At 40.0% G+C, this 24,018-nt stretch carries 24 protein-coding genes, 1 rRNA gene and 1 other RNA gene (1 of these 26 only partly in view); 20 read left to right on the top strand and 6 right to left on the bottom strand.

Annotated features, from left to right (window positions below):
• Positions 1-305 precede the first annotated feature (305 nt).
• The 10 genes from BAU15_RS04355 to BAU15_RS04310 all read left to right on the top strand — a co-directional run bounded on the left by BAU15_RS04355 (position 306) and on the right by BAU15_RS04310 (position 12,084).
• The gene (locus tag BAU15_RS04355) at positions 306-1,358 is read left to right on the top strand and encodes an aspartate-semialdehyde dehydrogenase (protein ID WP_161841547.1); all 1,053 of its coding nucleotides are present in this window, start codon (positions 306-308) and stop codon (positions 1,356-1,358) included.
• Between the two features lie 24 nt (positions 1,359-1,382).
• The gene (dapA, locus tag BAU15_RS04350; protein WP_161841546.1) at positions 1,383-2,255 is read left to right on the top strand and encodes a 4-hydroxy-tetrahydrodipicolinate synthase; all 873 of its coding nucleotides are present in this window, start codon (positions 1,383-1,385) and stop codon (positions 2,253-2,255) included.
• Positions 2,256-2,275: 20 nt separating this feature from the next.
• Complete coding sequence (locus BAU15_RS04345) at positions 2,276-3,958, top strand: ribonuclease J (RefSeq protein WP_161841545.1); 1,683 nt, start codon at positions 2,276-2,278, stop codon at positions 3,956-3,958.
• A gap of 1,027 nt (positions 3,959-4,985) precedes the next feature.
• Complete coding sequence (locus BAU15_RS04340; protein ID WP_161841544.1) at positions 4,986-6,413, top strand: MFS transporter; 1,428 nt, start codon at positions 4,986-4,988, stop codon at positions 6,411-6,413.
• A 479-nt stretch (positions 6,414-6,892) separates the two neighbouring features.
• The gene (locus tag BAU15_RS04335) at positions 6,893-7,573 is read left to right on the top strand and encodes a metal-dependent hydrolase (RefSeq protein WP_161841543.1); all 681 of its coding nucleotides are present in this window, start codon (positions 6,893-6,895) and stop codon (positions 7,571-7,573) included.
• Between the two features lie 177 nt (positions 7,574-7,750).
• On the top strand, positions 7,751-9,082 hold the full coding sequence (locus tag BAU15_RS04330) for a DRTGG domain-containing protein (protein ID WP_161841542.1): 1,332 nt from the start codon (positions 7,751-7,753) through the stop codon (positions 9,080-9,082).
• Positions 9,083-9,121: 39 nt separating this feature from the next.
• On the top strand, positions 9,122-10,090 hold the full coding sequence (locus BAU15_RS04325; RefSeq protein ID WP_161841541.1) for a DHH family phosphoesterase: 969 nt from the start codon (positions 9,122-9,124) through the stop codon (positions 10,088-10,090).
• Positions 10,091-10,378: 288 nt separating this feature from the next.
• A complete protein-coding gene (locus tag BAU15_RS04320; RefSeq protein WP_161841540.1) occupies positions 10,379-10,717 on the top strand; it encodes a zinc ribbon domain-containing protein YjdM in 339 nt (112 codons plus the stop codon).
• Positions 10,718-10,874: 157 nt separating this feature from the next.
• A complete protein-coding gene (locus BAU15_RS04315; protein ID WP_161841539.1) occupies positions 10,875-11,579 on the top strand; it encodes a zinc metallopeptidase in 705 nt (234 codons plus the stop codon).
• A 169-nt stretch (positions 11,580-11,748) separates the two neighbouring features.
• The gene (locus BAU15_RS04310; protein WP_161841538.1) at positions 11,749-12,084 is read left to right on the top strand and encodes a hypothetical protein; all 336 of its coding nucleotides are present in this window, start codon (positions 11,749-11,751) and stop codon (positions 12,082-12,084) included.
• Between the two features lie 137 nt (positions 12,085-12,221).
• Here the strand turns inward: BAU15_RS04310 and ffs are convergent.
• Positions 12,222-12,306: signal recognition particle sRNA small type (gene ffs, locus BAU15_RS04305), an RNA gene on the bottom strand.
• Positions 12,307-12,346: 40 nt separating this feature from the next.
• Entirely contained in the window at positions 12,347-12,880 is a 534-nt protein-coding gene (gene tadA, locus BAU15_RS04300; RefSeq protein ID WP_161841537.1) for a tRNA adenosine(34) deaminase TadA, read from the bottom strand.
• A 151-nt stretch (positions 12,881-13,031) separates the two neighbouring features.
• On the opposite strand from tadA, the gene BAU15_RS04295 reads away from it, so the two are divergent.
• The gene (locus BAU15_RS04295; protein ID WP_161841536.1) at positions 13,032-13,904 is read left to right on the top strand and encodes a helix-turn-helix domain-containing protein; all 873 of its coding nucleotides are present in this window, start codon (positions 13,032-13,034) and stop codon (positions 13,902-13,904) included.
• Positions 13,905-14,045: 141 nt separating this feature from the next.
• Here BAU15_RS04295 and BAU15_RS04290 read toward each other — a convergent pair whose 3' ends face one another.
• Positions 14,046-14,507, bottom strand: a complete 462-nt coding sequence (locus BAU15_RS04290; RefSeq protein WP_161841535.1) for a methylated-DNA--[protein]-cysteine S-methyltransferase — start codon at positions 14,505-14,507, stop codon at positions 14,046-14,048.
• A gap of 88 nt (positions 14,508-14,595) precedes the next feature.
• Here BAU15_RS04290 and BAU15_RS04285 point away from each other — a divergent pair, with 88 nt between their 5' ends.
• From BAU15_RS04285 to BAU15_RS04270, 4 genes are all read left to right on the top strand, one after another.
• Complete coding sequence (locus BAU15_RS04285; RefSeq protein WP_161841534.1) at positions 14,596-15,975, top strand: bifunctional metallophosphatase/5'-nucleotidase; 1,380 nt, start codon at positions 14,596-14,598, stop codon at positions 15,973-15,975.
• A gap of 70 nt (positions 15,976-16,045) precedes the next feature.
• Positions 16,046-16,723 (top strand): YutD family protein, encoded by a 678-nt coding sequence (locus tag BAU15_RS04280; RefSeq protein WP_237580133.1) that lies wholly within the window; start codon positions 16,046-16,048, stop codon positions 16,721-16,723.
• Positions 16,724-17,497 carry a TIGR01457 family HAD-type hydrolase gene (locus tag BAU15_RS04275; RefSeq protein WP_161841532.1) on the top strand — a complete coding sequence of 258 codons (774 nt, stop codon included), beginning with the start codon at positions 16,724-16,726 and terminating at the stop codon, positions 17,495-17,497.
• On the top strand, positions 17,494-18,138 hold the full coding sequence (locus tag BAU15_RS04270; protein ID WP_161841531.1) for a TIGR01906 family membrane protein: 645 nt from the start codon (positions 17,494-17,496) through the stop codon (positions 18,136-18,138). The genes BAU15_RS04275 and BAU15_RS04270 overlap by 4 nt, the downstream gene beginning before the upstream one ends.
• Positions 18,139-18,182: 44 nt before the next feature.
• Here BAU15_RS04270 and BAU15_RS04265 read toward each other — a convergent pair whose 3' ends face one another.
• Positions 18,183-18,683 carry a phosphatidylglycerophosphatase A family protein gene (locus BAU15_RS04265; protein ID WP_161841530.1) on the bottom strand — a complete coding sequence of 167 codons (501 nt, stop codon included), beginning with the start codon at positions 18,681-18,683 and terminating at the stop codon, positions 18,183-18,185.
• Positions 18,684-18,766: 83 nt separating this feature from the next.
• Between BAU15_RS04265 and BAU15_RS04260 the strand changes: the two genes are divergently transcribed.
• Positions 18,767-19,009, top strand: a complete 243-nt coding sequence (locus tag BAU15_RS04260; RefSeq protein WP_161841529.1) for a DUF1450 domain-containing protein — start codon at positions 18,767-18,769, stop codon at positions 19,007-19,009.
• Between the two features lie 175 nt (positions 19,010-19,184).
• Here BAU15_RS04260 and BAU15_RS04255 read toward each other — a convergent pair whose 3' ends face one another.
• Positions 19,185-20,174, bottom strand: coding sequence for an NAD(P)/FAD-dependent oxidoreductase (locus BAU15_RS04255; protein WP_161841528.1), 990 nt, complete (start codon positions 20,172-20,174; stop codon positions 19,185-19,187).
• Between the two features lie 445 nt (positions 20,175-20,619).
• Between BAU15_RS04255 and BAU15_RS04250 the strand changes: the two genes are divergently transcribed.
• Positions 20,620-21,207, top strand: coding sequence for a peptidylprolyl isomerase (locus BAU15_RS04250; protein WP_161841527.1), 588 nt, complete (start codon positions 20,620-20,622; stop codon positions 21,205-21,207).
• Positions 21,208-21,306: 99 nt separating this feature from the next.
• On the opposite strand, the gene BAU15_RS04245 is transcribed toward BAU15_RS04250, so the two are convergent.
• On the bottom strand, positions 21,307-22,473 hold the full coding sequence (locus tag BAU15_RS04245; protein ID WP_161841526.1) for a MalY/PatB family protein: 1,167 nt from the start codon (positions 22,471-22,473) through the stop codon (positions 21,307-21,309).
• 89 nt (positions 22,474-22,562) lie between these two features.
• On the opposite strand from BAU15_RS04245, the gene BAU15_RS04240 reads away from it, so the two are divergent.
• The 3 genes from BAU15_RS04240 to BAU15_RS04230 all read left to right on the top strand — a co-directional run.
• On the top strand, positions 22,563-22,925 hold the full coding sequence (locus tag BAU15_RS04240) for a CvfD/Ygs/GSP13 family RNA-binding post-transcriptional regulator (protein WP_161841525.1): 363 nt from the start codon (positions 22,563-22,565) through the stop codon (positions 22,923-22,925).
• A gap of 85 nt (positions 22,926-23,010) precedes the next feature.
• Positions 23,011-23,376 (top strand): hypothetical protein, encoded by a 366-nt coding sequence (locus tag BAU15_RS04235; protein ID WP_161841524.1) that lies wholly within the window; start codon positions 23,011-23,013, stop codon positions 23,374-23,376.
• Between the two features lie 586 nt (positions 23,377-23,962).
• Positions 23,963-24,018, top strand: a 16S ribosomal RNA gene (locus BAU15_RS04230) (it continues 1,533 nt past the right edge of the window).

The raw sequence follows: 24,018 nt of genomic DNA, 5'->3' as shown, positions 1-24,018 counted from the left end.
ACTCGAAACCCTAGATTTCTGGATCTAGCGTGAGTGTGACATGAAGATAGGCTTTTTTTGTCGAGAAAATCATTTCTAGTGCGTGCTGATTTCTACCGCTGAGAATCCCTGTGTGGTTGTCTCTTTAGTCGGTGAAAAGCCTGTAGCAAAGGCAGATTTTATGAAGCGTTCGTCTGTCTGAATCGTCTGATTGACTTATCGAGCTAATTTCAAGATAAAAAAGCTAACTGAGTCTATAGTAATTATAGGAATTGTGGTAAAATGAGAAAAGTATGTTTCTATGAAAAAATGAAGAAGGTGTAAAGATGGAAAATGGATATCATGTTGCAGTGGTAGGTGCGACAGGAGCAGTGGGTACAAGAATGATCGAGATGCTTGAGCAAACGACTTTGCCCATCAAAACAGTGAAGTTGTTAGCTTCAAAACGTTCGGCAGGGAAGCAATTGCCATTTAAAGGTCAGTTATTAACGATTGAAGAGTTGGTTCCAGAATCATTTGAAGGAATTGATCTGGCGTTATTTAGTGCAGGCGGTGGGATTTCAAAAATCTTTGCGCCAGAAGCTGTGAAACGCGGAGCTGTAGTGGTTGATAATACGAGCCATTTCCGGATGGATCCAGAAGTTCCTTTAGTCGTACCCGAGGTCAACAAAGAGGCGCTAAAAGAGCACAAGGGAATTATTGCTAACCCTAATTGTTCGACTATCCAAATGATGGTGGCTTTAGAACCTATTCGCCAAGCATCTGGGTTGGAAAGAATTATCGTTTCTACTTATCAAGCTGTCTCTGGTGCGGGAGCAAGTGCCATTGAAGAGTTGAAAACGCAAGCGAAAGACTACCTAGCAGATAAGCCAGCTGACGAGTTGACTGCCGAAATTTTGCCTGCAGGTGGCGATAAGAAACATTACCCAATCGCGTTTAACGCGTTGCCTCAGATTGATGTTTTTTCTGATTTAGATTACACCAATGAAGAGTGGAAGATGATTAACGAAACCAAAAAGATTATGTCGGATGAGGCAATTAAAGTTGTCGCAACGTGTGTCCGCATTCCGGTTGTTATGGGACACTCTGAGTCTGTCTATATCGAAACGAAGGAAGAAACGTCTGTTTCAGCGATCAAAGATTTGTTGAAGAAAGCACCTGGCGTTGTTTTACAAGATGACCCAAGTCAACAGTTGTATCCGCAAGCTTTAACTAGTATCGGTAAGAAAGAAACCTTTGTGGGCCGGATTCGTCAAGACGTTGATGTGAAAAATGGCTTCCATCTATGGGTGGTTTCAGATAACTTACTGAAGGGTGCGGCTTGGAATTCTGTTCAAATTGCTGAGACGTTACATGAAATGAATTTGGTACGAGTTTAATTTTTTTTCGGGAGGAAATTAAGTATGAAATTAACGAATGCATCAATTATTACGGCGATGGTTACGCCGTTTGATGAACACGGGGAAATTGACTTTTCACAGCTACCAGCCTTAGTCGAGCACTTACTGAGTAGCCATACAGACGGAATTATTTTAGCGGGAACAACCGGTGAATCACCGACCTTGACCCATGATGAAGAAATTACTTTGTTTGAAGAAGTGATCCGAATTGTGGACAAACGCGTGCCAATTATTTGTGGTGTAGGAACCAATGACACCAGAGATTCGGTCAATTTTGTCAAAGAAATTGCGGAAATGGATGGGATCGATGCCGGTCTTGCTGTTGTCCCTTATTATAATAAACCCAACCAGGAGGGCTTGTATCGACATTTTGAAGCAATCGCCAAAGCGAGTGATTTGCCGATTCTGTTGTATAATGTACCTGGACGGACTGTTGCAAGTTTAGCGGTAGAAACGACGTTACGTTTAGCCGAGATTGAGAACATTATTGGGATTAAAGAATGTTCAGGTATGGATGCCATTACTGAGCTGATCGAGAAAGCACCGAAAGATTTTCTGATCTACACAGGTGAGGATGGCTTAGCCTTTTCTACCAAAGCATTAGGTGGACAAGGGGTCATTTCAGTTGCTTCTCATATCTATGGAAATGAAATCCATGCGATGTTTCAATTATTGGCTGAGGGGAATATCTCAGCTGCGGCCAAAATTCAACGGGACTATTTGCCAAAAGTGGATGCACTATTTTCAGTGCCTTCGCCTGCTCCGGTAAAATTAGTGCTGAATGAATTAGGCATTCACGTTGGCGGATTGCGCCTACCACTTGTTGCTTGCACAGACAGAGAAAAAGAACAAATACTAAGTATTTTAAATCTATAAAAAGCGAGAGGTGAACGTGTTTGAGTACCATCAAACTAATTCCTCTTGGTGGCGTACGAGAAAATGGTAAAAATATGTACGTTGCTGAAGTAGGAGAAGACATTTTCGTTCTTGATTGCGGGCTAAAATACCCAGAGAACGAGTTATTAGGAATTGACATTGTCATTCCGGATTTTACGTATTTGGAGGAAAATGCTGAACGTGTAGCGGGCGTCTTTTTAACGCACGGCCATGCAGATGCGATTGGGGCATTGCCTTATTTCCTATCCAAATTAAACGTTCCTGTTTTCGGAACGGAACTAACGATTGAGCTTGCAAAGTTAAGCGTGAGTCGTAATGAAGAAACTAAGAATTTCAAAGAGTTTCATGTCGTTGATGAGCATACTGAGATTGATTTTGGCGAGACGAGTGTCAGCTTTTTCAGAACCACGCATACGATTCCCGATTCTGTCGGCATTAGCTTGAAGACCAGTGAAGGAAGCATCGTTTATACTGGTGATTTCAAGTTTGATCAAACGGCTATTCCGATGTATCAAACGGATTATAGTCGTCTGGCTGAGATTGGTAAAGAAGGCGTTCTTGCGTTACTAAGTGACTCATCGAATGCGGAAAATCCAACACCAGTTGCTTCTGAATTACAGATTGCTGATGAAGTGTTAGAAACGATTCGTTATTGGGAAGGCCGGATTATTGTTGCTTGTGTCGCAAGTAATTTGCAACGTGTGCAACAAGTCTTAAATGCTGCCTATAAAACCAAACGAAAAGTCGTCTTGACGGGTCAGGATTTCGAACGAATTATTCGGACAGCGATGCGTTTGGAAAAACTCCAATTACCAAGTGAAGATTTATTTGTCACATTAAAAGAAATGAAAAACTATTCTCCAGAAGAATTATTGATTCTTGAGACAGGACGTATGGGTGAGCCGATCAAGTCATTACAAAAAATGGCTAACGGCACGCATCGCACTCTTCGAATTGAAGAAGGCGACCTAGTCTATATCACAACGACACCGACAACGGCGATGGAAACCACTGTGGCAAAAACAGAGGATATGATTTATCGCTCAGGCGGCAATGTGAAACAAATCTCGGATAATTTACGCGTTTCTGGGCATGCTAACCCAAATGATTTACAACTAATGTTGAACTTCATGAAGCCTAAATATTTCATTCCTATCCAAGGAGAATATCGTCAATTAGCAGCACATGCTGACTTGGCACACGAGATTGGCATGGCTTATAAGGAAATCTTTATTACCGGACGTGGCGATGTCTTGGAATACAAGCAAGAACGTATGACTGTTGCAGGTAGCACCTCTGCTGAGAATGTGATGATTGACGGATTAGGTGTTGGCGACATTGGAAACATCGTCTTGCGCGATCGGAAAATTCTTTCAGAAGATGGTATTTTTGTGGCTGTCGTAACGATTAGTCGTCGCGAGAAGAAAATTGTTTCTGCCCCACAAATCACGTCAAAAGGTTTTGTTTATGTAAAAACAAGCAAAGACTTAATGAAAGAAAGTTCTTCAATGATCACCGAGATTGTCGAAAAACACTTGCAAAATGACGACTTCGAATGGAGCAAACTAAAACAAGATATCCGCGATCAACTCAGTCGCTACTTGTTTGAGCAAACTAAACGCCGTCCAGTGATTCTTCCAGTTATCATGGAAGCAACCCAAAGACGTCGTACAAAAAACTAGCACAAGAAATTAGTGCGAAGAGCAATACGAATGTACAGTTCAAAAGCACAGTTCAAATAAGAAAGACTTCTGCCATTCTCGGAATACTGAGAATGACAGAAGTCTTTTTTGATAGTAAAGAAAGTATTACTATTGTGCATGCTAGAAAGCTAGGCGAGATAAATTTTTTGGCATTTTATATTTGTCCGATAAGCGGGACTTGTAATAACAAATCGCTTTTTAAAATTTTTTGTAAAATGTTGATAATTAGAGATTTTTGGATTTTTTCCCACTAGTGTCTATTCGCACAGTTTTGGAGATTTTTAGAAGAGCGTCAAATGACAAGAATCCATTGTCTAGTCGGTTTTTCTGATAAAGTCACTCTTTTTACTTCACTTTTTACCGTGAAATCTGTGCGAATGAAGACTAGTGGGAATTAACTGGACATTCCTCCTCACTTAAACGTTCGAATTGAAATATGTAGGGGAGTGAGAATCCTATAGATAGGGGATTCTACGAGTGATTTTTATAATAAAATCAAAAAATATAATCTATATCTAGTCCTGTTCCTCATTCGCATAGCGATTTCACTGTTTTTTCTCACTAGTGTCTATTCGCACACTTTCAGAAATTTTTAGAAGAGCGTCAAATAGCAAGAATCCATTACCTAGTAGTTTTTTTTGTAAAATCACTCTTTTCAATTCACTTTTTACCGTGAAATCTGTGCGAATGAAGACTAGTAGGGGAAAAAGGGTCTATTTTTATCTCTCTAGCCTACATAAAATAACAGTTTATGAATAATAAAATCAAACAACTGTGGTATTTGATTAGCAAGTTTGCACCGCTTATCTGAAGCGAAAGTATTATCTCTTATAGATTAAGTATCCCAGCGACATGGAGCAGTTCTTAGCTTTCAGAAGATGACGGACAAGCATGTCCCGTCTATTTTATTACGATAAGAAAATTCTTTTTTTCCACCGTTATTTGTTGAATTTATCTTAAGTGTAGTTATAATAGAGAACGGAATATAGCGGAAAGGAAGTTAAGAATGAAAACATATCAAGAGGATCCAATGGTTCAAAAAAATCGATGGTGGATACTTGTTTCAGTGGCGATGTTTACCTTTATGTCGACCCTTGACTCTAGTATTGTCAACATAGCGTTACCAACTATTTCAAAAGATATGAATGTGCCCATGAATCAATCGGAGTGGGTTGTGTCAATTTATTTAATGGTGGTTTGTGCCTGTCTGTTACTTTTTGGGAAGATTGGTGATAGCTGGGGGAAAATTAAGGTTTATCGGATTGGAACGGTGATCTTTGTTATCGGGTCTCTTCTCTGCGGCTTTAATCACTCTCTTGGCTTCCTGCTCTTTGGTCGGATTGTGCAAGCCTTAGGCGCGAGCATGACGATGGCCAGTAATTCAGGAATTGTAACGGAAGTTTTCCCCATGAATGAACGAGGCCGCGCGCTGGGTTCGATTGGGGCGTTTGTTTCTCTAGGTTCAATCGCGGGTCCTGGGATTGGCGGCTTAATTTTGTCGAATCTTTCATGGTCGTACATCTTCTGGATCAATATTCCAGTGGGGATTATCACGATGTTGATTGGCGAAAAATTCTTGCCTAAGGATATTACGAAATCTCGTGAAAAAATTGATTATGCTGGTTTTGTGACCTTTGCGATGACGATCATGACCTTCTTTGGCGGTATTTTCATCGGTCAAGAGCTCGGTTTTGGCTCGATTCAAACCTTAGTTTTATTGGCTATTTCAGTCATCACTTTTATTTTCTTCTTCGCTATCGAAAAGAAGAAGGAAAATCCTTTAATCCAGTTTACTATTTTTAAAAATAAAATATTTACCATGAGTTTGATTACGGCCGTTTTGATTTTCTCTTCGAATTTCTTCGTCAATGTGGTGATTCCTTTTTATCTGCAAGATGCGCGCCATTTGAGTGCTAGCTATTCAGGAATGCTGATGATGGTCTTTCCTTTCTTAATGGTGATAGGTTCGCCGATTAGTGGCTATTTGACGGATAAAATTGGACCGCAAATCCTGGTGCTAATTGGTTTAGCAATGTTAGCCATTACGCAATTAATGTATATGTTCATGACCGAAGCAACGCCGATTTGGTACTACGTAATTGCCACAGGCATTATGGGCCTAGGTAACTCGTTGTTCCAGTCGCCAAATAATACGATGGTCATGAGTAGTGTGACAAAAGAAAATTTAGGCGTGGCTGGTAGCATGAACTCCTTTGCTCGAAATATTGGGATGGTCATCGGGATTGCTTTAGCAACTACGATCTTGTATCACGCCATGAGTGCGGAATATGGGCAACGTGTCACGACTTTTATTACGGATCGACCTGATATTTTTATCACAGGGATGCGCGTAACTTTCCTTGGTTCATTTATTATTTGTGCGGTAGCACTCCTTCTTACCATCATTCGTTTGAGAAAGAAAGCAACAGTGTAATCCATTTCTGTTACAAGAAATAGTATTCAGTCATCAATAAATGAAGTGTCCGAATAAAGTAGAAGCATAGAAAGTCAGCAGTAGTATTGATTTTCTATGCTTCTTTTGCTGTTAAAGGGAGAGTATCTATTACGAAATTTAGGAAGCTTTTCATTTAGTTTGTCAAAAATTTTATTTGAATTTAGTTCTCTCTATTTTTGGTGCTTAAGAGCCTCGGAAACTGTCAGATTTGCTTGCTGAAATAACGCTAGAAATCCACTGGAAGGAACGTTAAGGTTTGTAAATTTTAGTCAGTGGTGAAACAGCTGATGAGAATATCGTAGGTTCATCCAAGTCATCCAAAAAAAATCGACTAAAAACAAGCTATAGTAATTGGTGATTTGTCTGCTCTCTGTTACAATAGGAGAGTAGAACTGTACCATCTTTATAATACAGTATAGCAACAGAAAATAAAAAGTTGTCAGAAAGAAGGCGATTTTGTGAAACTAATTTATCACGGACATTCCTGTGTTGAGATTGAATTAGCAACAGGTAAAACGGTGCTGATCGACCCATTTATCAGCGGAAATCCATTGTCAGACCTGAAAGTAGCTGAGGTCAAGACGGATGCACTATTAATTACGCATGGTCATTCCGACCATATTGGTGACATGATTCCGATTGCTAAGAAGAATGATGCGCCGATTATTAGCATGGTTGAGGTGGCTAATTACGCTCAGAGTCAAGGGGCGAAGAGTCATGGCATGAATTTGGGTGGCACACACGTTTTTGATTTTGGGACAGTAAAATTAGTTCGAGCTGACCATAGCTCAAGTATTGAGATTGACGGCGTTAACCAATATATGGGCTTAGCAAGTGGCATTATTTTTCAAGCAGAGGGCAAAACCATTTATCACGCAGGGGACACGGCACTGTATAGTGACATGCAGCTGTGGGGTGATCAGTTCGCCATCGACGTAGCCTTTTTACCGATTGGCGATAATTTTACGATGGGTCCAGAAGAAGCTTGTTATGCTGCGAAACTATTGAAGGCTAAGAAAGTCGTGCCTATTCACTATGACACCTTCCCTGTAATCAAACAAGATCCTCACGCCTTCGTAGCTAAATTGCCCGGTGATAGTGGTCTCGTTTTAGCAGCTGGCGAAAGCATTGAGCTTTAAATTAGTTCATTAGCAATTAGCAGGAATAAATTAGCAGAAATTATCGGATATAAGTAGAAATAATTGCCGGAAGAAAGCATTGGAGTAACGAGTAAGATAATCGATTGAAAAAAGTATGAAACTACGGTGTTTTAGCGGTGTATCGGATTGAAGCATTGAAGGGTAAAGGAGAAATTTATGGCAACAAAACATGATATAATACTTGCGCACATTGAAAGCTTACCAGTTGGACACAGAATTTCTGTTCGAAGTATCGCCAAGGATTTGGGTGTCAGCGAAGGTACAGCTTATCGAGCGATTAAAGATGCTGAAAATGTTGGACTTGTTTCGACTATTCAAAGGGTTGGAACGATTCGGATTGAGCGAAAATTAAAGAAACATATTGAGCGTTTGACCTTTGGCGAAGTGGTTCGCATTATTGAAGGCGACGTGTTGGGTGGACAGGCTGGACTGGATAAGGTCTTGAACAAATTTGTTATTGGGGCGATGACCAAAGAGGCGATGGAACGCTACATTACGCCAGGTTCTCTGATGATTGTGGGGAACCGTGTGGAAGTCCAAAAGCTTGCGCTAGAAGATGGCGCGGCGGTGTTAATCACAGGGGGCTTTGATACGACGCCAGAAATTGCCCAATTGGCAGACGAATTAGAGATGCCAGTTTTGCGTACGACGTATGATACGTTTACCGTCGGCACGATGATCAATCGTGCGCTAAGCGATCAGTTGATTAAAAAGGATATAATGCTGGTCAGTGATATTTACATGTCTCTCGAAAAAACGCAGTATCTTGCGGCGACAGATACCGTACTCGAGTATAAAAAAATATCAGAATCGACGGGACATTCGCGTTTTCCAGTGGTAAATAAAAGTTTACGTGTGGTTGGGATTGTTACAGCCAAAGATATAGTGGGCAAGGTGGATAGCCAGCTGATTGAGCGGGTCATGACGAAGGAACCTATTGTGGTGAAAAAAGGCATGAGTGTCGCTTCTGTCAGTCATCAAATGATTTGGGATGGACTTGAAGTCATGCCCGTCGTGGAGGATGATCTCTCGTTATGTGGTTTGGTGACGCGTCAAGATGTTATGAAGGCAATGCAACTGGTCCAAAGACAACCGCAAATTTCTGATACACTCTCTGATCAAATTTCGGGTGAAGTGATTACGATTGAAGAAGATCCTGAGGGAATCAAGCTTAGTCAACCACAATTTCATTTTATTGTTTCTCCGCAAATGGTCAACAGTGTCGGCACGATTTCATTTGGCGTCTTGAGTGAAGTGATTTCAAATGTCGCGCAAAAAACCATGATGATGAATCAAAAACGCAATATTGTGATTGAACAAATGAATTTACATTACCTACGTTTGATCCAGTTGGAAAGTGAATTGGACGTTCGACCTAAGATTCTTGAGATGGGGCGTCGTTCAGCAAAATTAGATATTGAAGTCTACATTGAAAATACGATTGTGGCAAAAGCCATTGTTGTGTGTCAAATGATGGAACGGTCATAATAGAGGCGGTTCGTAAATAAGAGGAGTGCAGAAGACACGATGGAAGTACAAGAACAAATTCAAAAAGAGATTTTAGCAGCAATTAAAGAATATCCGCGGATTATTATTCATCGCCACCAACGCCCTGATCCAGATGCGTTGGGTTCACAAGTCGGACTGGCGGAGATTTTACGGACGAGTTTTCCTGATAAAGAAATCTATCAAGTGGGCGGTCCCGTTGAAGGCCTAGAGTTTTTGGCTGAGATGCAACCAGTGGAGGATGCGCTGTACAAAGGGGCTTTGGTGATTGTGACGGATACTGCCAATTCGCCACGCATCAGTGATGAGCGTTATGCGCTCGGGGACAAATTAATTAAAATTGACCATCATCCAAATGATGAGCCTTATGGCGATTTGGTGTACGTGAATACAAAAGCTAGCAGCTGTAGTGAGATTATTGCCGATTTTTGCTTCCAATTTCCAGATGATTTAACCATGAATCAAGAAGCAGCACGCTTATTATATGGCGGAATTGTGGGCGATACGGGTCGCTTCTTATATCCTGCCACTACTCCGCAGACGATGAGAACAGCAGCGGAATTAATGAGTTTTGGTTTTGACGTGACGCAATTAAATCGAGAATTGGATCAAAAACCAATGTCTGTGGCTAAATTATCTGGCTACGTGTATCAAAATATTCACGTTGACACAAATGGCGCCGGCAAAGTCATGTTGCCACAGGAAGTGTTGACTGAGTTTCAGGTGGTCGATTCTGAAACAGCCGCAGTTGTTTCTTTACCAGGCTCAATTGACGAAGTCTTGGCTTGGGCGATTTTTGTTCAACAACCGGAAGGCTATTACCGAGTAAGATTACGTTCAAAAGGTCCAATTATCAATGAATTGGCCAAACGCCATCACGGCGGTGGGCATCCGTTGGCTAGTGGTGCAAATGCCAAAGATTTAGCCGAAGTAGAAGAAATCTATCAAGAAATTCAACAATTATGCCAGGCCTTTGTGGCTGAAAAATAAAGAATCTGAGTCTAGTAAATAGCTCTTTTTCTGTTAAATAAGACCAATCTATCAGATAACTGCTTCCTATGGGTTATCTGATTTTTTGCGTAAACTAGCTACAGGAAAACTATTTATACCCGCCATTTTTCCTATACTGCTGAGGGGTTCTCGTGTGTAGAGTAGTTATGGGATAATCTCGGAAATAGGGAGTGGGTCCTCATTTGCCAAGTGAAGAGGGCTTTTCAAATGGGGTGGGATAGGCTAAAATGGAGGTTCAAGAAAAAAGAATAGAGTAGGAGAAAGAAGATGACAACATTACCGAATTGCCCAACATGCGGGTCAGCGTACACTTATGAAGATAGAGGATTATTTGTTTGTCCAGAATGTGGAAATGAATGGAATGAATCTGTAGCAGCACAAGAGGAAGAAGGCTTGGTTGTGAAGGATTCAAATGGCAATCTTTTACAAGAGGGCGACAGCGTGACTGTCATTAAAGATTTGAAAGTAAAGGGTGCATCTAACCCAATTAAACAAGGAACAAAGGTTAAAAATATTCGTTTAGTCGAAGGTGATCACAACATCGATTGTAAAGTTGATGGCTTTGGTCCAATGAAATTAAAATCAGAATTCGTGAAGAAAAACTAAAATTACGCATTGTTCAAAGTCTCTTCACAAATTTTTCACTGATTTCATGCTACAATTGTAAGGGAGTAGAAAGTTGGCTTATGGCAGAAGTTATTTCTGACAGACCATTTACTCGAAAAAATAGAAGCATAAGATAGTAGTTGAGGAGGAGATTTAGATGTATGGATTAGGTGGATTCTTCTTTGACCCAACCTATTTTTTAGTTATCATAGGACTGGTGCTTTCCATGGCCGCGTCTGGCTATGTGAATAGTACTTTTCGAAAATATGATCAAATAAAGAGTAAAAATCATGTGACGGGTACGCAAGCAGCTCAATATATTTTGCAAAGCCAAGGGATTACGAATGTCGGTGTCCAGCAGATTTCTGGGGATTTGACGGATAATTACAATTCTGGCAACAAGTTATTGAGTCTTTCGCAAGCGACCGCTCAATCAACTTCTGTCGCAGCGATTGGCGTGGCAGCTCACGAATGTGGGCATGCGGTACAGGATCAGACCGGTTATGCTCCCCTAAGAATTCGGGCGGCGATTGTGCCAGTTGCGAATTTTGGTTCGATGGCGTCATTCCCGTTGATTTTACTAGGCTTATTTTTGGGCCAAAATCAATTCCTGATTAATCTAGGGATTCTGGCGTTTTCACTAGCCTTGGTTTTTCAGTTGGTGACCTTACCTGTTGAGTTCAATGCGTCACGCCGAGCACTACAAATTCTCGGTGAAGGTGGCCTATTGACTGAAGAGGAAGTTCCGATGGCACGGCACGTTTTATTTGCAGCCGCTTTGACTTATGTCGCAGCCGCTGCAGCAACCTTCTTGCAGTTACTACGATTAATTATTTTATTCGGTGGAAATCGTCGAGATTAAAGGTTGATTCTGTTTACTTATTCATCCAAAAAAGTTCAAGAAGGGTCTTTCACGAAGACTTTCTTGAACTTTTTTTCTGTCAGCGATAAGCAAAGTGGAATAAGTGTATTATTCAGGTAGCTGTGCTATGATTGATGTATAAACTATCGGAATAGAGGAGCTGATTGGAATGAAAACTTCAACAAAAGTTGCGATTGCCCTAGGTGTTGCGGCCGCTGCTGGTACCACGGCGACTGTCATCGTCTCAGGAAAGGTTTTTGAAAAGGTCAAACATCTTTCTACACGCTGCAAAGTGAAAAAATTTGTATCTGATACATTCAATGGAAACGAAAAATTAGTCGGCATTGTCGATGATTTATCTGATTCTGAATTGGATTCATTGATGCATGTGGTGGGCAAAGTGAAAGAGGGTCACGAAAAGGTTTCTGAGGTAGGCGAAACAGTAAAAGATACTTCGGAAGAGTTAAAAGATCGTCTCTTCAAATTTGTTGATCGTATCTTATAAAAATAGGTGGAGGCGTGTAATGACGCTTTCCACTTTTTTTATTTTCTGTTTCTCTTTGGACAAGGGGAGTTTTTGGGCAAAATAAAAAGGCTTCATCAGCCTGGCAAATCGTTAAACTTATAGATTGTTTCTCTTTTATATAATCAGACACATGGCGGCACCCACTTAGTGCTGCTTCCTTCCGGATCTGACACGCTTCGTGAGCCCACCATTGTCCTAGCCTTGCGGCAATAATTAGTATAACGTATTTTAATCTGTTTGGCTAGTCTTTCTCGAAATCTTCCTGTAATTTCTTTGCTAGTTTTTTTGCTAGCTTTTTTCGTGAACGAATTCCTTTGAAAAATGTGGTCAGCTGTTGCCCGCAGGTTTCCTCTAGAATTCCGCCTTCGACATAGGCGCGGTGATTGAATCGCTCATCTTCTAAGAGATTTAAGAGTGAACCCGCAGTCCCACCTTTTGGATCATAAGCGCCAAAGTAGACCTCATCGACTCGTGATAAAATCATTGCACCACTGCACATCGGGCAAGGTTCTAAGGTTACAAATAATTGTGCTCGTTCTAGCCGCCAATTACCGATGGCTTCACAGGCTTCTTTTATTGCAAATATTTCTGCATGAGCCGTTGCATCTTGCGAATCTTCTCGCAAATTATGTCCGCGGCCAATAATTTCTCCATCCAATACGACAATTGCCCCGATTGGCACCTCTGCTAGTGCCTCCGCTTTCTGTGCTTCACGGAGTGCTTCTGCCATGAAGAATTCTTTTTCTTCTTTTGTTAATAGACTTTTTTTCTCCATTTCCGCTCACCCCCGTATACTTTAGCATATTTTCTCCAATAAATTAAGCTGTTATTCGCTTAGACGTGGTAATATATATAGTAAGATATAAGTAATCTATCAAGCAATATATGCAGCAATTTTTAAATAGGTTCATTTAGATTAGAGTAGAATGGTTGAGGTGACTAGCGTGAACAAAGGCCAATTACGAGAAATTTATCCAGACGCTCAGGTGAAAAAAATGGCGTCTTCAGATTCAGAAGTGCTTTCTATCCCAATGGATGAAGGGTATTTGTGGATTGATAAAAAAGAGTTAAGCGAAAGAGAACGTCGCTTATTACAAATGTTCGTCCCTAATGAAAAAATACAGCAAGGGGCAACACATGAATGGTATGGTATTTTATTTAAACAGCAACCCGTAAAAAAAGAAGGCACGTTTCGGGTCATTCAAATCCAGCTACAGAAGAAAGCGGACTTTCTTTTGAAAGAATGGAAACAAAACTTCCAAGAAATGTTTCCTCACTGGGTTGATTTATTTTTCTATACGGAAAGAGATGTGTTACTCGTTGAGCAACAGGCAGAGGCCAATTTTTCGATTGAAGAATTAGAAGGCATTTTTCTCACATTAGATGCCGATTTTGAAACAAATAGTAAGGTTTTTGTGGGGAGCTTCTATTCAAGCCAAGAAAATCTAGCTGAATTATTTTTGGAGGAACAAGAAATTTTTCAAGAAGAGCTAGATTTTGTTAAATCTCAACACGTCTTTTCGATTGCCAACGTGGCTCTACATTATTATACAAAGACAAAGATGCAAAAAAGCGCAGTGATTCAGAATTACAAAAAGAATTTAGTGATTGATCAAGAGATGTCAGATATTATTCAGACACTGTGGTCCAATCAAGGAAATATCAGCTCCACGGCGAAAGAGTTGTTTATGCATCGTAACACGCTACAATATCGCTTAGAAAAATTCCAGGAAGCTTCTGGGTTGAATGTTCGCCACATGGATGAACTAATTTTGTGCTATTTGTTGTTATTGAATTAAATGATAGACCGACGTTTTCTGGATTAGTTAGCCAGAAAACGACGGTCTATTTTTATATTTATAATCAATAGTTTAGCTAACAATCGGGGAATTTCAGTGTAGCAGTCTGGTGAAGCACACGGTAATGCGCGTGTTTCATGTTTAAGGCAAGGGAATGCCTTCTAGCGTTAATAGCGATTTTTTTAGTTCGATTCCGGACAGGCCCATATAACCAGTTAATTGTCCATTTTTGCCGATGACGCGGTGACAAGGAATGAAGATGGCTAAAGGATTTCTGTGGTTGGCTTGTCCAATCGCACGAACGGCTTTTGCGTTGCCAATCTTTTCAGCAATTTCTTGATAGGAACGCGTTTCACCGTAAGGGATTGTACACAGGGCCTGCCAGGTTGCTCGTTGAAAGGCTGTTCCTTCTTGGATATCGAAAGGGACGGTAAATTGGGTACGTTCTTTATTGAAATAACTGAGTAGCTCTTCTTTTGCTTGGATCAGATAGGGATTGTCTAAGTCTTCATTTTCAACTAGCAACGGGACAAATGATGCATGACTTAGGCCTTTATCGGTGGCAGTCAGCCAAAACTCGCCGATGGGTAACTGGATCTTCATATTTTTTCACTCCACTCAAGTTTTTTTCTTCTATACAAAGATATGGTACTATATTTTAGAGGAAAAAAGAAATCGAGGCGAACCAAAAATGGAAAAAATTAGACTTTTGCATACCAATGATTTACATTCCCATTTAGAAAATTGGCCAAAAATTCGACGTTTCTTGGATCAAAGAAAACGTGAAGCCAGTCAAAATAATGAAACAATACTCACGGTTGACCTAGGGGATTTTGTCGATCGCTGGCATCCGTTGACAGAGGCAACTAGTGGGCAAGCGAACGTTGAATTGATGAATCAGATTGGCTACGATGCAGTGACGATTGGGAATAACGAAGGCGTCGGGAGCTCAAAAGATGAGCTAGACCATCTATATGATCAGGCTAATTTTGATGTGCTACTGGGAAATTTATTTGATAAACGAACATTAGAGATGCCCAAATGGGCCCAGCCATCAAAAATCATCACTAGTATAGAAGGAACGAAAATAGGCTTGTTTGCCTTGACCGCGCCATTTCCACTGACCTACAGTCCGAACGGCTGGGATATTCGATTTCCGCAAGATTTATTACCTGAATTGGTCGAGTCGTTACGTGGTCAAGTTGATGTGCTCGTTCTGATGAGTCACTTAGGAATTACTGAGGACCGTAAGATTGCTGCGACATTTCCTGAGATTGATTTAATTTTGGGCTCACATACGCACCATTTATTTATGGAAGGGGAAATCGTCAACGGGGTTCAATTAGCTGCGGCTGGCAAATTTGGTCAATACGTCGGTGATATTGTGTTGACGGTTGATCAACAGCATCGTTTGAAAGAGGCGACTGTTCGAGCGGTTCCTACGGCTACTATGACAGAGTTTCCAGAAGATCAAGCCGAGATTGAAGGGTATTTGGCTCGTGGTCATGCTCTTTTACAAGAAAAAAAGGTTGCGGCTATCCCTCATGATTTAAAGGTGGGGACAGGTGATTATTTATTGATCGAAGCGACACTACGGGCAATGAAGGAGCGCGCAGACGTTGAGGTTGCGATTGTTAATTCTGGTCTTTTTTTGGCGCCTATTATGAAAGGCCTTGTAGATCAAGATCAATTGCACCAAAGTTTGCCCCATCCTATGCACTTAATTCGTGTTTCATTGTTGGGAAGTGATCTGATTCGATTGGTTTTAGAAATGGAGAAGAATCGCAGTTTTCTTAGAAATTATCCGATTATCGGAATGGGCTTCCGAGGGAAAATTTTTGGAGAAATTTGCTATAGTGGCTTAGAATTTGATGCCGTCAATCATAAAGTCCGCTGGTTGGGTGAGCCGATTATCCCTGAGAGCAGCTACACTTTTGTGACTGTGGATCATTTCATGTTCATCCCATTTTTCCCAACGATTGAAATTGCGGGTAGCTGTGAATTTCTGTTTCCAGAATTTATTCGAAGTGTTCTGGGAGATTCCCTTAAGAGCCACTATCTAATCGATTAAAAACAAGGTATAATAATTTTTAGGTGGTGAAGAGATGACAAAGCAAGAAGTAAAAGAATCAGGTGTGAGTATGGAGAAAAAGGCCGATAGATCCAGCAATGCCAGCCCTTCAGAAAAGACCAACCCATCAGAAAAACCAAGTACAGTAACGGATGAATTAGCCGCTGTCCTTGAAGAGATTGTCGAAGAGCCTGTAAAAGAAAAGAAAAAAGGCGAGACAGTCACACTGATTGATGAAACAAACGTTTTAGTTGGTGAACGCCACTATCATATCGTACGCAATCATCGTGAAGGATTTGATGCCGAGAAATTAGGCGAAAGATATAGTGAAGTTCTTGCACGATATGATTATATTGTTGGTGATTGGGGCTATGAGCAGCTGCGACTAAAGGGCTTCTTTAAAGAAGACAATCGCAAAGCCTACCCAGATCAACGAATTGATACACTGGAAGATTATTTGTATGAATATTGTAATTTTGGTTGTGCTTATTTTGTTATTGAACGAGTAGGTGGCAAACGGGAAAAACCGCAAAACAGAAGAAGACGGAAAAAACCGACAGGCCAAAATCAAGCGCACATCGAAGAGAAAAAAGCACCCGTCTCTCCTAAGAAAAAGACGAAGCCCGTAATCAAGAAACGGGAAGAGGAAAAGAACAGTACGCCTAAAAAAGAAGTAAAGAAAACGAATGGAAGCAAGAAACCAGAAGGTAAAAAAGCTAGTTTTACCATTCGTCAGAGAGAAGAATAGATGAAGAATTATCAAGGATACTTAATTGATTTGGATGGGACGATTTATTTAGGGAAAGAGCCAATTCCTGCGGGGAAACGCTTTGTTGAACAACTACAAAAAGCTCAGCTTCCGTTTCTTTTTGTGACCAATAACACGACAAAAAGTCCAGCAGTTGTAGCGGAACGCTTAGCCAATGAGTTTGACATTCATGTCTCGCCGGAGACGGTCTACACGGCTAGTTTAGCGACGATTGATTACATGAAGGACAACAATCGCGGGAAAAAAGTCTTTGTGATTGGCGAGGCAGGCTTGATTGATTTAATTTTAGAGGCAGGCTTTGTCTGGGATGAAGAGAATCCTGACTATGTCGTGGTTGGTTTAGACAGCCAAGTGACTTATGAAAAATTTGTCACAGCTACCTTAGCGATTCAAAAAGGCGCGACCTTTATCGGCACCAATCCAGATAAAAATATACCCACTGAACGAGGCTTAATTCCTGGTGCAGGCTCACTCATTTCATTAGTCGAAACAGCGACCCAAACCAAGCCTATCTTTATCGGAAAACCTGAAGCGATTATTATGGAAAAAGCAGTTGCTCATCTAGGCTTACATAAAGAGCAAGTCATTATGGTTGGCGATAATTATGAAACCGACATTCAAGCAGGGCTAAAAAATGGGATTGATACCTTGTTAGTTTTATCAGGCTTTACGCCTAAATCAGCAGTTCCGAGCTTACCCGAGGCGCCAAGCTATGTCATCGATTCATTGGATGAGTGGGTGATTGGTGAATGAACCAATTAAAAAAATGGCGCTGGCTTGAACGCGGCGGTCTGCTTTCACTTTTTTTGACGAGTATTAGTTTTGCGGTACTGGTGACGATTAATTTTCGACCCTTGTATCGGTTTGATGTCGACTATCTGAAGATTCTTGACTACACTGAGGTCAGCAAAGACGTTCTGATGAAAAATTTTGGGCAGCTGATGAGCTATCTGAATAATCCATTTCAGTCGGTCTTGGCGATGGCGGATTTTCCTTCATCTGCTAGTGGAGCTCAGCATTTTTATGAAGTGAAATTGTTATTTTTATTGGATTATGGTGTGTTTTTTATTACGCTCATTCCAACGATTTTATTTTTACGTTCTCTTTTTAAAAATCAACGGAAATGGTTACTTATTCGACCCTTTCAGATTGGTATGCTGATCCCTGTGCTTTTTGGCTTTCTTATGGCCTTAGGCTTTGATCGGTTCTTTGTGACTTTTCATGAAGTTTTCTTTAATAATGATGATTGGTTATTTGATCCAGCAACGGATCCGATTATTAATGTTTTACCCGAAGAATTTTTTATGCATAGCTTTATCTTATTTTTCCTTTTGATTGAACTGATTTTCTTAGGATTCTATCTTTTAGGAAAAAGAGAATTAAAAAAAGCTTGAGTGCTTCTCCTGATGTTGGAGAGGAAACTCAAGCTTTTTGGCTATTATAGATTTATTTTCTCTGGTTGACTATGGGCCAAACGACTAGCTGCCGCTGCGGCAATCGCTCCCACAATATCATCTAAGAAGGTGTGTACACGAGGTCCTTCATGGGAATTTAATTCAGCCAAAATCCCAGGCTTTACTTTATCGATGTAGCCATAGTTAGTAAAACCAATCGAGCCATAGACGTTGACGATTGATAAAGCCAGAATTTCATCAATGCCATATAATCCTTCATCTTCTTCGATTATATTTTGTAAAGGCTGCAAGAGTTGTTGTTCTTCTGCCAAAATATCTAATTGAATTCCCGTGATAATTGCGTTGTGCACCTCACGCTTGACCAGTACAGCGTCGACACTTGCCATACAAGTCTCCATAGTTAAGCCGACAATGTATTGTTTTTGAAGAAACATGACTAATTCTGCAATATCTTGCATACCGACACCACGTTCAATCAATAAATTCCGGGCTTTTTTTTCTAACGTTTCTGTTTGTATAACCATCCATATATCCTCCAAGCGTTCTAATTTGATTTCTTAGCCTAATGGTATACTATATGAAGAGTGAAAAGCAAGGAGTGTCTTAAATGGATCCATTACTTGAGTTTTGTGAGCAAAATTTAGCGCAAGGAAGTCAGCTTATTTTAGAAGATACGGCCGTTACTAGCCAAGTAGAGATACTGACGTATTCCTGTATGAACGAATGTACCTTATGTGCTCAGAAAAATTTTGCTTTTTTTGAAGGGGAGCGCTTAGTCGCCGACTCACCAGAAGCATTGAAAGAGGAAATTCTCAAGGCAGTCAAGTCTTGGCAAGAAGAATATATGTAATGAAGCGGTTTTTTTTCGTATCCAAAGTCTACAGGATTATATAGTAGGATTAAGTAGGCAGACCGCGCGTGAGCCAAGTCGAATCGGCAAAAAAAATGAGCGTAAAAAAGCGTAAAAATGAGTAAGAGTCGTTCCCTCCGCAAAAGGAAGGAAGTGACTCTTACTCATTTATTATTTATTGCTTATTAGAGAATAGGCTAGTACTATGCATCGGCTGCGTTCTATTTTTAGGATTGAGGTAATGCAATGCATTGTTTACCGCAGTAGGTGCTTCGCCGAAACCGGTCGCAATTAAGCGAACTTTGCCATCATATTGACAAATATCACCCGTCGCATAGACACCTGGAATTGAAGTGGACATATCCGAGGAAACCAAAATAGCATTTCTGGTTGCCTCTAAGCCCCAAGATTTTAAGTGATCTAAGGAAGAAGAAAAGCCGTAATTAACAATTAATGTATCCAACGACAACGATATTTCTTCGTCAGTTCGGACTTTCTTGAGGGTCAGTCCGGCTAAGCGTTGATTTTCTTCCTGCAGTGAATTAATCACATAAGGGGTTAAAATGTTGACTGAAGAAGCCATCAATTTTTTGACGCTATGTTCATGTCCGCGAAATTCTGGTCGGCGATGGATAAGATATACTTCTTTTGCAATCGGTTCAAGCATTAAGGCCCAGTCAATCGCAGAATCGCCCCCGCCAGCTATAGCCACTTTTTTGCCCGCGTATTTCATCAAATCAGTAACGTAATAATCAAGTCCACGATTTTCAAACGCTTCAGCTCCTTCAATTGCGAGCTTCCGTGGCTGAAATGAACCATTTCCTAAGGCTAAAATCACCGCTTTTGAATAGTGCACGGTTTTGTTCGTATGAATTTCAATCACATCATCGACTTTTTTAATCAGTAAAACTTCCTCTTCTAAGCAGTAAGTATGATTAAAGGTCGTCAATTGTTTCTCCAAATTATCTACTAAATCCGCCGCTTTAATCGCCGGGAATCCAGGAATATCATAAATGTATTTTTCTGGATAAAGTGTCGAGAGCTGTCCGCCTAGTTGAGGAAGACTATCTATTAATTTTGTTTTTGCATCTCGCATTCCTGCATAAAAGGCACCAAATAAACCCACCGGTCCGGCACCGACAATGGTAATATCGTAAATATCCATAGTCACATTCCTCCTATCTCAAATAGTCTAACAAAAAAATACGTATTTGTTCTTTATTTTAGCTTGTGAAAGAGTTTGTCCAACAGAAAAATAGTAGTCAAGCTCTCAGAATGATTCTGTGAAACGATAGCCTACTTGTTAAATTGACTAAGTAGGGCAAAAAAAGGGGCATTTTTGCGGCTTTGTTAGTTTCTATCTAGTGTATCATAGGAAGGAAAAAACGTGAATGCTTCTATATTATAAAAAGTGAGTGACTGAAACCACTAGGAAGAATTAGTATTTTAGCTGAGGCGTTTAGAAACCCGACATTTTATTCTGCGGACTAGCTGAGAAAGGGTTCGGCTCCATCAGATCGATTATTTTTACTCTTTTTTTCTTGAACAATAGCATTTTTTTGAATTATTCGTTATCATAAGGAGAAAATAATTTTTAGGAGGAGATTTTTGTGTCTCAATTTCCACAAATAGATTTAGAAAACGCCAAAGGACCAAAAGCAACGATCAAAACAAATAGAGGGGATATTACCGTTCAACTATTCTCAGAATTAGTCCCTAAAACAGTTAAAAACTTTGTTGAATTAGCTAAAAAAGGCTATTATGATGGAGTGATTTTCCACCGAGTAATTCCAGACTTTATGATTCAAGGGGGCGATCCTACCGGTACTGGTATGGGTGGCGAAAGTATTTATGGGGATTCCTTTGAAGACGAGTTCACGCCTAATTTGTTCAATCTACGTGGAGCATTGTCAATGGCTAACTCAGGTCCCAACTCTAATGGTAGTCAATTTTTCATCGTCAATAATCAAAACGTTCCAGCAAACATGCTTGGTCAACTAGAAGGCGCTGGTTTCCCTGCGGAAATTATCGAAGCTTACAAAGGTGGCGGAACGCCTTGGTTAGATATGCGTCATACCGTTTTTGGCCATGTGATTGAAGGAATGAACGTGGTGGATGATATTGCAGGTGCCCAAAGAGGTCCTCAAGACAAGCCAGTGTATGATATCGTGATTGAAAGCATTGAAATTACAGAATAATCTTTTGCCACTATTCGTAATAAGGATTATGTCTAAATAGATACAAATAAAGCTAAGTTGTCCCTCTTCATTGAAGAGTGAGACAGCTTAGCTTTTTTCTTAGTTAAATGAGTGAACGATCCGCGCCAGGCCTTCTTCAAGTGTTGCTCTTGGGCAGGCAATATTTAAACGCATATGACCCGTTCCTTTTGAACCAAAGATGATACCGGAATTTAAGACTACTTTTGCTTTTTCAATGAAGTGTGTCTGTAGTTCAGTATCAGTCAAACCAAAACTAGAAAAATCAAGCCACATCAAGTAAGTTCCTTCCGGTGACATAACACCCACCGCAGGTAAATGTTCAGCTAGATAAGATTCGACAAATTGGATGTTCTCTTGTAGATAAGGCAAAAGCTCTTCCAACCAGGCCTCGCCCTGATTATAAGCTGCTTCGGTGCCAATGTAGCCGAAGGTATTAATTTCTCCGTGCATTGTTCGTTTCTGTGTTTCCTGAAATTGTTCACGCAGCGTAGGATCTTTAATGAACACCATAGAATTTTTAATCGCAGCCAAATTGAAAGTTTTTGTAGCGGCAGTTAGCACAATCGAAAATGCTTCAAATGAAGGATCAACCAGTTGAAAACTTGTGAAAGTGTGCGGTGCGAATACCAAGTCTTGATGAATTTCATCACTAACAACCGTCACACCGTGTTTTTGACATAATTTTCCAACAGCTAATAACTCTTCTTTTGACCACACACGCCCTCCAGGATTGTGTGGGTTGCAGAGAATGAATAACTTGACCGCATGTGCAACAATTAATTGTTCCATCTCCGCCAGGTCCATCTGGAAGTGACCATTTTCTGTAGTAAGTGAGCTACGAACCAAATTTCTATTATTTTCTTTAACAACCGCTGCAAAGGGATGATAGACGGGGTCATGAATTAAAACACTGTCGCCCTCGTTGGTATAGCTTTGGACAGCTAATGCGATGCTAGGAACGACTCCACTAGAAAATAAAATGTCTGCTTTTTCAAGTAGATAGTGATGGCGTCTCTTTTGCCAGTCGATGACTGCTTGATAGAGGGAATTTGGGATGATCGAATAGCCGAATAATCCTTTCTTACTATACTCCTCAAATGCTTTGATAACCGGTGACGGGGCTAGAAAATCCATATCAGCCACCCATAATGGTAGTAAATCAGTTGCTTGATAAGTCTCTTCAATACTATCCCACTTGACAGAATCCGTATTTTTTCGATCAATTTGTTCATCAAATCTTGACATTTTGCTTCATCCTTTCAAACAATCCATGATGGAACTTCTATTTTTTTGCTAATTACAGTATAATGAATTGTGCGAAGAGAGGGAAGCAAATGAAGTATAAAATTGGACAAATAATTGAAGGCAAGATTACTGGGATTCAACCTTATGGTGCTTTTGTCTCATTAGATGAAGAAAATCAGGGACTAATCCATGTATCAGAGGTACAAGCAGGTTACACCAAAACGATTCAATCGTTACTAACTGTTGGGCAAGAGGTTCAGGTGCAAGTGATTGATATTGATGAGTACTCGCAAAAGATTAGTTTATCTTTGCGAACACTAGAGCAATTCGTTCCACCTGTTCAACATAGAAGAAAAAGATATTTTACGAATAAAAATAAAAAAATCGGCTTTCAAACCATCGGTGAACAGCTTCCTATATGGATTGATGAGGCACTTGATGAATTAGACTGAGCTTTTATATGAAAGTAAAGTAGATTTTTTCTGAAAATGTGTTAGAATTTACTAAAATCATACTAAATTGATCGAGGTGGAAATTTTGGGGGACAAAAGAGTCGCTGGTACAATTATGTTGCATTTGGAGGATGGATCGAAGAAGTTTTTGATGCATTCAGTAGGAGAGTCAAAAGAGTTAGCAATCGCAGATTTTTCGGCAGAACAGACTGGGTTAGCCAATATCTTGAAATTATTGACGGACACAGTGAACATCGATGTTAATGAAATTAATTTAGTAGAATTAACAAACACACATAGTAATACAGAAGAAAATATTCCGTTATTTGTTTTTGAAACACAAGCTGCACAACAAATTACGACGCTTGCAGAAGGCTATCACTGGGAAGAACCAGCTGTTATGAGAGAGGTTCTAGGTGCGTATGATTTTGAAGGTGTCCCGTTTTTCTAAAAAGTTAGGTAAATAAAGGCTACAACAGTCTCTGTTGTAGCTTTTATTTTTTTTGAAAAGAATTTTTCCCGAATGTTACCTTTGTCATCAGTGTAGTTATAAGGTGAAAAACAAACTTTTCTATTGTTCCTAAGATCTGACAAAACGCAATTTAACTAAAAGCCGAATGTTATCGATTAATAGGTTGGAAAAATCCCTTAGACAGGTGAAAAACATCACTGAAAAGGGCTTGACCAGACAAGTGTTACATGCTAAATTATTATATGTTGATGAAGAGAGAAAAAGATTTGTTTCTTTTCAATTCTTTTTCAAAAAACTTTTTCAAATTGTTCTTGACGCTGAGTAATCAGCATGATAGAATAACAAAGTCGCTCGAGAGAGATGGCAAGAAAAACAGTTGATAAATCAATAAAATTTATTGAAAAAAGTTATTGACAAATAACGAAATGACTGTTATTCTAATTGAGTTGCTGAAACAGGCAAACAACTTTCTGAAAAAGAAGTTGAAAAAACTTTTATAAAAAAGATGTTGACATTCACTTGATTAACTGATAAGATATAAAAGTTGCTGAAACAGCAATGGTAGATCTTTGAAAACTGAACAAAGTAAGACAAACCAAATGTGTAGTGTGCACTTGATTC

The sequence above is a fragment of the Candidatus Enterococcus huntleyi genome, from assembly GCF_009933175.1.
GTDB classification, from domain to species: Bacteria; Bacillota; Bacilli; order Lactobacillales; family Enterococcaceae; genus Enterococcus_K; species Enterococcus_K huntleyi.
The sequence above is the reverse complement of the archived record's forward strand: the minus strand, read 5'-3'. Positions and strand labels throughout refer to the sequence as shown.

Coding starts and splice junctions, on each gene's coding strand:
- BAU15_RS04355 (WP_161841547.1), top strand. CDS start 306: ATGGAAAATGGATATCATGTTGCAGTGGTAGGTGCGACAGGAGCAGTG.
- dapA (WP_161841546.1), top strand. CDS start 1,383: ATGAAATTAACGAATGCATCAATTATTACGGCGATGGTTACGCCGTTT.
- BAU15_RS04340 (WP_161841544.1), top strand. CDS start 4,986: ATGAAAACATATCAAGAGGATCCAATGGTTCAAAAAAATCGATGGTGG.
- BAU15_RS04330 (WP_161841542.1), top strand. CDS start 7,751: ATGGCAACAAAACATGATATAATACTTGCGCACATTGAAAGCTTACCA.
- BAU15_RS04325 (WP_161841541.1), top strand. CDS start 9,122: ATGGAAGTACAAGAACAAATTCAAAAAGAGATTTTAGCAGCAATTAAA.
- BAU15_RS04320 (WP_161841540.1), top strand. CDS start 10,379: ATGACAACATTACCGAATTGCCCAACATGCGGGTCAGCGTACACTTAT.
- BAU15_RS04315 (WP_161841539.1), top strand. CDS start 10,875: ATGTATGGATTAGGTGGATTCTTCTTTGACCCAACCTATTTTTTAGTT.
- BAU15_RS04310 (WP_161841538.1), top strand. CDS start 11,749: ATGAAAACTTCAACAAAAGTTGCGATTGCCCTAGGTGTTGCGGCCGCT.
- tadA (WP_161841537.1), bottom strand. CDS start 12,880: ATGGAGAAAAAAAGTCTATTAACAAAAGAAGAAAAAGAATTCTTCATG.
- BAU15_RS04295 (WP_161841536.1), top strand. CDS start 13,032: ATGGTTGAGGTGACTAGCGTGAACAAAGGCCAATTACGAGAAATTTAT.
- BAU15_RS04290 (WP_161841535.1), bottom strand. CDS start 14,507: ATGAAGATCCAGTTACCCATCGGCGAGTTTTGGCTGACTGCCACCGAT.
- BAU15_RS04285 (WP_161841534.1), top strand. CDS start 14,596: ATGGAAAAAATTAGACTTTTGCATACCAATGATTTACATTCCCATTTA.
- BAU15_RS04280 (WP_237580133.1), top strand. CDS start 16,046: ATGGAGAAAAAGGCCGATAGATCCAGCAATGCCAGCCCTTCAGAAAAG.
- BAU15_RS04275 (WP_161841532.1), top strand. CDS start 16,724: ATGAAGAATTATCAAGGATACTTAATTGATTTGGATGGGACGATTTAT.
- BAU15_RS04270 (WP_161841531.1), top strand. CDS start 17,494: ATGAACCAATTAAAAAAATGGCGCTGGCTTGAACGCGGCGGTCTGCTT.
- BAU15_RS04265 (WP_161841530.1), bottom strand. CDS start 18,683: ATGGTTATACAAACAGAAACGTTAGAAAAAAAAGCCCGGAATTTATTG.
- BAU15_RS04260 (WP_161841529.1), top strand. CDS start 18,767: ATGGATCCATTACTTGAGTTTTGTGAGCAAAATTTAGCGCAAGGAAGT.
- BAU15_RS04255 (WP_161841528.1), bottom strand. CDS start 20,174: ATGGATATTTACGATATTACCATTGTCGGTGCCGGACCGGTGGGTTTA.
- BAU15_RS04245 (WP_161841526.1), bottom strand. CDS start 22,473: ATGTCAAGATTTGATGAACAAATTGATCGAAAAAATACGGATTCTGTC.
- BAU15_RS04240 (WP_161841525.1), top strand. CDS start 22,563: ATGAAGTATAAAATTGGACAAATAATTGAAGGCAAGATTACTGGGATT.